The 3,174-nt window shown below is 51.4% G+C and carries 2 rRNA genes; both read right to left on the bottom strand.

From position 1 onward, the window contains the following. Positions 1 to 15: 15 nt before the first annotated feature. Positions 16 to 130 (bottom strand): 5S ribosomal RNA (gene rrf, locus M3080_RS09070). A 123-nt stretch (positions 131 to 253) separates the two neighbouring features. Beyond that, positions 254 to 3,132 (bottom strand): 23S ribosomal RNA (locus M3080_RS09065). Between the last annotated feature and the right edge of the window lie 42 nt (positions 3,133 to 3,174).

Genomic DNA, 3,174 nt, shown 5'->3' with positions numbered 1-3,174 from the left:
TTTTTTGAATGGGGAGCCGGGCGATGTCCTACTTTCACTGGAAATACAACCAACTATCATCGGCGCTAAGGCGTTTCACTGTCCTGTTCGGAATGGGAAGGAGTGGGACCACCCCGCTATGGTCGCCCGGCTAAGCTTGTTGTCTCGTGCCGGCAGCTGGCCCGCACTTGACGAATTCTTTCGGTGTCACAAAGCGTACACGGTTTGTGTCTTGCAGTCTTGAGCTCCTTTGAGCAACAAGCTGTACGGTTATAGGATCAAGCCTTACGAGCAATTAGTATCAGTTAGCTTAACGTCTCACAACGCTTCCACACCTGACCTATCAACGTCCTGGTCTCGAACGACTCTTCAAGGAGGTCTAGCCTCCGGGAAGACTTATCTTCAGGCAGGTTTCCCGCTTAGATGCTTTCAGCGGTTATCCCTTCCGGACATAGCTACCCGGCAATGCGATTGGCATCACAACCGGTACACCAGCGGTCCGTCCACTCCGGTCCTCTCGTACTAGGAGCAGCCCCCGTCAATCTTCCAGCGCCCACGGCAGATAGGGACCAAACTGTCTCACGACGTTTTAAACCCAGCTCACGTACCTCTTTAAATGGCGAACAGCCATACCCTTGGGACCGACTACAGCCCCAGGATGAGATGAGCCGACATCGAGGTGCCAAACACCGCCGTCGATATGAACTCTTGGGCGGTATCAGCCTGTTATCCCCAGAGTACCTTTTATCCGTTGAGCGATGGCCCTTCCATACAGAGCCACCGGATCACTATGACCTGCTTTCGCATCTGCTCGACTTGTTGGTCTCGCAGTCAAGCACGCTTATGCCATTGCACTATCAGCACGATTTCCGACCGTACCTAGCGTACCTTCGCACTCCTCCGTTACCCTTTAGGAGGAGACCGCCCCAGTCAAACTGCCTACCATACACGGTCCCTAGCCCAGATCATGGGCCGAGGTTAGAACCGCAAACAAATCAGGGTGGTATTTCAAGGATGGCTCCGCTCAAACTGGCGTCTGAGTTTCACTGCCTCCCACCTATCCTACACAAATCGGTTCACAGTCCAATGTAAAGCTACAGTAAAGGTTCATGGGGTCTTTCCGTCTAGCCGCGGGGAGATTGCATCATCACAAACACTTCAACTTCACTGAGTCTCGGGAGGAGACAGTGTGGCCATCATTATGCCATTCGTGCAGGTCGGAACTTACCCGACAAGGAATTTCGCTACCTTAGGACCGTTATAGTTACGGCCGCCGTTTACTGGGACTTCGATCAGGAGCTTGCACCCCATCAATTAATCTTCCAGCACCGGGCAGGCATCACACCCTATACGTCGACTTTCATCTTTGCAGAGTGCTATGTTTTTAGTAAACAGTTGCAGCCACCTATTCTCTGAGGCCTCTTCACGCTTAAGATGTTTCTTCTCTCACGCTACAAAGGCACACCTTCTTCCGAAGTTACGGTGTCAATTTGCCGAGTTCCTTCTCCCGAGTTCTCTCAAGCGCCTTAGTATATTCAACTCGCCCACCAGTGTCGGTTTGCGGTACGGTCTTGTCAAGCTACCACTTAGAGGCTTTTCTTGGAAGCACTTCCGATGACTTCTTCTCACGTGGAGAATCGATGTTTTGACTCGAAGATTTGAAGGCGGATTTGCCTGCCTTCCTTCTACTCTCACAAACCGGGATATCCAACACCCGGATCATCTTTCACACTCCGTCCCCCCATCGCATACTTGACAATGGTCTAGGAATATTAACCTTGTTCCCATCGACTACGCTTCTCAGCCTGGCCTTAGGGGCCGACTCACCCTGCTCCGATGAACGTAGAGCAGGAAACCTTGGGCTTACGGCGAGCGGGCTTTTCACCCGCTTTAACGTTACTCATGTCAGCATTCGCACTTCTGATACCTCCAGCATGCTTCTCAACACACCTTCGCAGGCTTACAGAACGCTCCCCTACCACTCATACTTTCGTATGAATCCGCGGCTTCGGTTACTTGCTTAGCCCCGTTACATCTTCCGCGCAGAAAGACTCGATCAGTGAGCTATTACGCTTTCTTTAAAGGATGGCTGCTTCTAAGCCAACTTCCTGACTGTCTTAGCCTTTCCACTTCGTTTTCCACTTAGCAAATATTAGGGACCTTAGCCGGCGGTCTGGGTTGTTTCCCTTTTGAGTCCGGACGTTAGCACCCGGTGCTCTGTCTCCCGCGCTCACACTTCCAAGTATTCGGAGTTTGCCATGGTTTGGTAAGACGCCATGTCCCCCTAGCCATAACAGTGCTCTACCCCCTGGAGTGATACGCGAGGCACTACCTCAATAGTTTTCGGGGAGAACCAGCTATCTCCGGATTTGTTTAGCCTTTCACCCCTATCCACAACTCATCCGCTAATTTTGCAACACTAGTCGGTTCGGTCCTCCATTGTGTGTTACCACAACTTCAACCTGGTCATGGATAGATCATCCGGTTTCGGGTCTACGCCCAGCAACTACTCGCTCTATTCGAACTCGCTTTCGCTACGCCTCCCCTACTCGGTTAAGCTCGCTACTGAACGTAAGTCGCTGACCCATTATGCAAAAGGTACGCAGTCACCCTCGCGGGCTCCTACTGTTTGTATGTATGCGGTTTCAGATTCTATTTCACTCCCCTCCCGGGGTTCTTTTCGCCTTTCCCTCACGGTACTGGTTCACTATCGGTCGATTACGAGTATTTAGCCTTGGAGGATGGTCCCCCCATCTTCGAGCAGGATGTCACGTGTCCCGCTCTACTTCTCATGCTCTTAGTACCACACCAACAATTTCATATACCGGGCTATCACCGTCTTTGGCCGAACTTTCCAGATCGTTCTACTGTTGTCAGTGTTATCAAGCATTAGGCTGCTGCGCATTCGCTCGCCGCTACTAGCGCAATCTCGGTTGATTTCTTTTCCTGGAGCTACTTAGATGTTTCAGTTCACTCCGTTCGCCTCTTTAAGCTATGTATTCACTTAAAGATACCTTTGCAGGTGAGTTCCCTCATTCGGATATCCATGGTTCAACGCTCGTTGTCAGCTCCCCACGGCTTTTCGCAGACTGCCACGTCCTTCTTCGCCTGTAATCGCCAAGGCATCCACCACATACACTTAGTCACTTGATCCTATAACCCTACCGCCTATTGCCCGGCAGAGTCACAAGCAAC

The organism is Parasutterella secunda (genome assembly GCF_023336895.1).
Taxonomy (GTDB): Bacteria; Pseudomonadota; Gammaproteobacteria; order Burkholderiales; family Burkholderiaceae_F; genus Aphodousia; species Aphodousia faecalis.
The sequence above is the reverse complement of the archived record's forward strand: the minus strand, read 5'-3'. Positions and strand labels throughout refer to the sequence as shown.